The sequence below is a fragment of the Piscicoccus intestinalis NBRC 104926 genome, from assembly GCF_001515525.1.
GTDB classification, from domain to species: Bacteria; Actinomycetota; Actinomycetes; order Actinomycetales; family Dermatophilaceae; genus Kineosphaera; species Kineosphaera intestinalis.
The window spans coordinates 1-1989 of record NZ_BCNQ01000273.1; the positions used below are offsets into that span (position 1 = coordinate 1).

Sequence of the window (1989 nt, forward strand, 5' to 3'; positions counted from 1 at the left end):
AGAAAGAAACCTGTGTCCAACATCCTTGATACACCTCACCACCAAACCGGGGACGGTCCAGCGCGCGAGGCGGCGTTTGAGGCAGCGCAGGGCTTCGGTCTTGGTTTTGCCTTCGGCGATTTTGCGCTGGTAGTAGACCGCGCCCTGGGGAGTCGCGGTGTCGGATCTGGGTCAGCGCGATGCGGTGGATCGCGGCGTTGATCTGCCGGTTGCCTGATCGGGTCATTCGTACCCGACCCTTGGTGCGTCCGGACCAGACCGGGATCGGGGCCAGCCCGCCGTGGCGGGCGAACTGGGCCTCGCTGGCGAAGCGGGTGATCCCGGCCGACTCTCCCAGCAGCTTGGCCGCGTTCAGCGCGGCGCAGCCGAGCAGTTCCATCAGCGCGGGCACCCGGTCACGGGCCAGCTTGCGGATGCGCGCCTCCAGGACGTTGATCCGCTTGGTCAACGCCATGACGTCAGCGAGCTCGTCACGGGCGATTTAGGCCACGATCCCAGGCAGCTCAGCCAGCCGGGTGGCCAGCACCTGTTGGTGCTTGAGCCGGTTTGGCGACCGCGGCTTGGGCGCCATCGCAGGATCCAGCTCATGGACCCGCCACAACAGCGAGTTGATCTTGCGGGTCCTGGTGCCCAACAACGCTTCCCGCCGGTCGACAAGCACCTTGGCCTCACGAGAGTCCTGGTCATGAGTCGCGACCGGCAGGCCGGGCTCACGGGCCGCGGCCCGCGCGACCGCCAACGCATCGATCGGGTCCGACTTACCGCGAGTCCGCGCGATCCGACGCTGCTCGGCCATCATCTTCGGCGGCACCCGCACCACCTGCTGACCAGCCGTCAACAGGTCACGCTCCAGCCGCGCGGACAGATGCCGGCAATCCTCGATCGCCCACACCAACTCCTGACCGAAACGCTCACGCGCCCACGCCAACGCCCGAGCATGCCCATCACTACGGGCCGCCACGGTCACCTTGCCCAGCTGGCGCCCGACCTGATCGACCGCGACGAATGTGTGCGTGTGCTTGTGCACATCGGCCCCAACGACAACCATGGAGGCTGCCTCCTTTCACCTGAATCAGTGAGGACGGTCGGGCCGGCCGGCGGACACTTCTCAGTCGGGGGCGATGCCACGCTCCTATCAAGTCACGCCGGCCGGTCCTTCACACCCAGCGCCGGCAAAACTCGCGGGACGTCAACCCCGAAAGCGGGGCGACACGCAGTTCTCGAGCCAGACGCCAGATGCTCAGAATCCAACCACCGCAACAGCGGCACCCCCAACGCTGACACTGACACGCAGTTCTCAGCGGGGTGGGGGGAGGCCCTGGGGGAAACTCGGTCGGAGCTTGTCGGACCTGCCGGGTAGCGTCCCTGGCGTGGCGCGTGATGTGGGTTCGGTCTGGGCGGTGCCGGGGATGCCGGCGCTGGCCGCTCTCAGCGTGCTCGGGTTCACCGGCTACGCGGCGTTGTTCCCCGTCGTGCCGCTGTGGGTCGTGGCCGGGGGGTCGGGAACGGCCGGAGCCGGTCTGGTCAACGGCGTCATGCTCGCGGCCACCGTCGCAACCCAGGGGTTCATCCCGATGCTGCTGCGGCGCTTCGGGTGGGCGACGGTGCTGACGGTCGGGCTCACGTTGCTCGGGCTGCCGGCGCTGGCGATCGGCGCGTCGCCGGCGCTTCCCTGGGTGCTCGCGTGGTCGGCGGTGCGCGGCATCGGCTTCGGCGTACTCACGGTGTGCGGCTCCTCCGCGGTCGCCGAGCTCATCGAGCCCGCCCGCCGCGGCGCGGGGATCGGCGCCTACGGGCTGGCGATCGCCGCGCCCAGCATGCTGGCCATGTCGGCCGCCCCCTGGCTCGTGGAGACGGTGGGCTACTGGCCGGTGTTCGTGCTGGCCGCGGCGCCGGTGGCCGGGCTGCCGGCTGGTGTGCGGCTGGCGGCGCGCATCGACGAGGGGCAACGCCGGCGGCCCCGCGTCCTCCGCGAGCCCGACGAGCACG

General features: G+C 69.8%; 1 protein-coding gene and 1 pseudogene. One reads left to right on the forward strand and one right to left on the reverse strand.

Annotated features, from left to right (window positions below):
• Positions 1-1048: pseudogene (locus PINTE_RS24700) on the reverse strand (IS110 family RNA-guided transposase); the annotation flags it as partial.
• A 322-nt stretch (positions 1049-1370) separates the two neighbouring features.
• Here PINTE_RS24700 and PINTE_RS21135 point away from each other — a divergent pair.
• Positions 1371-1989, forward strand: a 619-nt coding sequence (locus PINTE_RS21135; protein ID WP_245643100.1) for an MFS transporter, incomplete at its 3' end; no start/stop codon positions are given.